This is a genomic window from Rudaea sp. (assembly GCF_036383415.1).
Classification (GTDB): domain Bacteria; phylum Pseudomonadota; class Gammaproteobacteria; order Xanthomonadales; family Rhodanobacteraceae; genus Rudaea.
Genome location: NZ_DASVOK010000419.1, coordinates 1 through 2,457 on the forward strand (window position 1 = coordinate 1; position 2,457 = coordinate 2,457).

At 66.5% G+C, this 2,457-nt stretch carries 2 protein-coding genes; one reads left to right on the forward strand and one right to left on the reverse strand.

The window, feature by feature from the left end; genetic code table 11:
* Positions 1 to 106: 106 nt before the first annotated feature.
* Positions 107 to 1,225: an alanine dehydrogenase gene (ald, locus tag VF497_RS15350; RefSeq protein WP_330890285.1), complete on the forward strand. Its 1,119-nt coding sequence runs from the start codon at positions 107 to 109 to the stop codon at positions 1,223 to 1,225.
* Between the two features lie 61 nt (positions 1,226 to 1,286).
* Here the strand turns inward: ald and VF497_RS15355 are convergent.
* A partial coding sequence (locus VF497_RS15355; RefSeq protein ID WP_330890287.1) for an ATP-dependent DNA helicase RecG occupies positions 1,287 to 2,457 on the reverse strand: 1,171 nt, incomplete at its 5' end.

Sequence of the window (2,457 nt, forward strand, 5' to 3'; positions counted from 1 at the left end):
CAAATAGGCGATCAATTGCTCGATATCTCAATCATACTGCCGCACCGGCAGCGCCGCCGCAATGGCGCGCACAACAGACCAACAAATCAAGCGAGGGAGATCAGTCATGCGTATCGGTGTACCGAAAGAGATCAAGAATCACGAGTACCGCGTCGGCCTCATCCCGTCCTCGGTGCAGGAGCTGGTGCATCACGGCCATCAGGTCATGGTTCAGGCCGGGGCCGGCCTCGGTGCGGGCATTCCCGACGCCGACTACATCGCGGCCGGCGCGACGATCGCCGACAGCGCTGATCAGATCTTCGCCGACGCCGACATGATCGTGAAGGTGAAGGAACCGCTAGCTGTCGAGCGCAAGAAACTGCGCAAGGGCCAGATCCTCTTCACTTATCTGCACCTCGCCCCCGACGCGGAACAGACGCGCGACCTGATCGACTCCGGCGCCGTCTGCATCGCCTACGAGACGGTGACCGCAGCGAACGGCTCGCTGCCGCTGCTGACGCCGATGTCCGAAGTCGCGGGCCGTCTCGCCCCGCAGGTCGGCGCGCACTCGCTCGAGAAGGCACAGGGCGGTCGCGGCGTGCTGCTCGGCGGCGTGCCCGGCGTGCCCGCAGCCGAAGTGGTCATTCTCGGTGGCGGCGTCTCCGGCACGCATGCGGCGACGATCGCGGTCGGCATGGGTGCCAAGGTCACCGTGGTCGATCGCTCGGCCGATGCGCTCAAGCGCCTGGCTACGCAATTCGGCACCTCGATCTCGACCGTGTTCTCCACGCGCTCGGCGATCGAGGAACTCGTGCGCCGCGCCGACCTGCTGATCGGCACCGTGCTGATTCCGGGCGCCGCGGCACCGAAGCTGGTGACGCGCGACATGCTGAAAACGATGAAGCCGGGCTCGGTCATCGTCGACGTCGCGATCGACCAGGGTGGCTGCGTCGAAACCTCGCACGCGACCACGCATGCGGAGCCGACCTACGTGGTCGACGGCGTCGTGCATTACTGCGTCGCCAACATGCCGGGCGCGGTCGCGCGCACCTCGACCTTCGCGCTCAACAACGTGACCCTGCCGTTCGCACTCGCCCTGGCCAACAACGGTTGGAAGAAGGCGCTGGCGCAGGACGTCCACCTGCGCAACGGTCTCAACGTCGCCGACGGCAAGGTCACCTGCGAACCGGTCGCCGAGGCGCATGGGCTGCCCTACGTCAAAGCGGAAACCGTGATCGGCCTGTAAGCACCACAAGCACAGTGGCCCGCCCCGCTTGATCGGCGGCGGGCCGACTGCAAGATCTCGCCTAGGCGCCGGCGAAGCGCGCCGCGTGACCGATCCAGCGCGCGATCAGACGCGCAACCAAATCAGGGTGTTCGCGCATGAGGATTTCGCCGGCGCTCTGCACTGCGGGCAGAAGGTGCGCGTCGCGCCCGAGATCGGCGACACGGAACGCCGCTTCACCGGTCTGGCGCGTGCCGAGCACCTCGCCGGGGCCGCGCAGTTCGAGGTCTTTCTCGGCGATGCGGAATCCGTCGTTGGTCTCGCGCAGCACGTCGAGGCGCGCGCGTGCCGTGGCCGACAGCGGCGCCTGGTATAGAAGTACACAACTGGATTTCGCGCTGCCACGGCCGACGCGGCCGCGCAACTGGTGCAGTTGCGCCAGGCCCAGCCGCTCGGCGTTCTCTATCACCATGAGGCTCGCATTCGGCACGTCGACGCCGACCTCGATCACCGTGGTCGCGACGAGCAGCGAAATCTCGCCACGCTTGAACGCATCCATCGCCGCCTGTTTCTCCGCCGGCTTCATGCGCCCGTGGACGAGACCGATGCGCATGCCGGGCAGCGCTGCGGTCAACTCGGCATGCGCCACTTCGGCGGCTTGAGCCTCGAGAACCTCGGATTCCTCGATCACGGTGCAGACCCAGTACGCCTGCCTGCCCTCGGCGCAGGCAACGCGAATGCGCTCGACGACTTCGCTGCGGCGCGTGCCGTTGAGCACCACGGTCGCCACGGGCGCGCGGCCTGGCGGCAACTCGTCGATGATCGATACGTCGAGATCGGCGTAGGCAGTCATCGCCAGCGTGCGCGGGATCGGCGTCGCAGTCAGCACGAGCTGATGCGGAATCTCATCGCCAGCGCGACCCTTGTCCCTCAGCGCCAACCGCTGATCGACACCGAAACGATGCTGCTCGTCGATGATGACGAGACCGAGGCGGTCGAACTCGACGCCCTCCTGCATCAGCGCATGCGTGCCGATCGCGATCTGCGCCGCGCCGCGCAAGCTGGCGAGTGCAGTGTTGCGCTGCTTGCCCTTGAGCTTGCCGGCAAGCCAGACGACCTCGATGCCTAGTGGAGAAATCCATTTGTGGAAATTGATAAAATGTTGCTCAGCGAGCAGCTCGGTCGGCGCCATCAGCGCAGCCTGCCTGCCCGCTTCGACCGCGGCCAGCGCAGCCAACGCGGCGACGACGGTC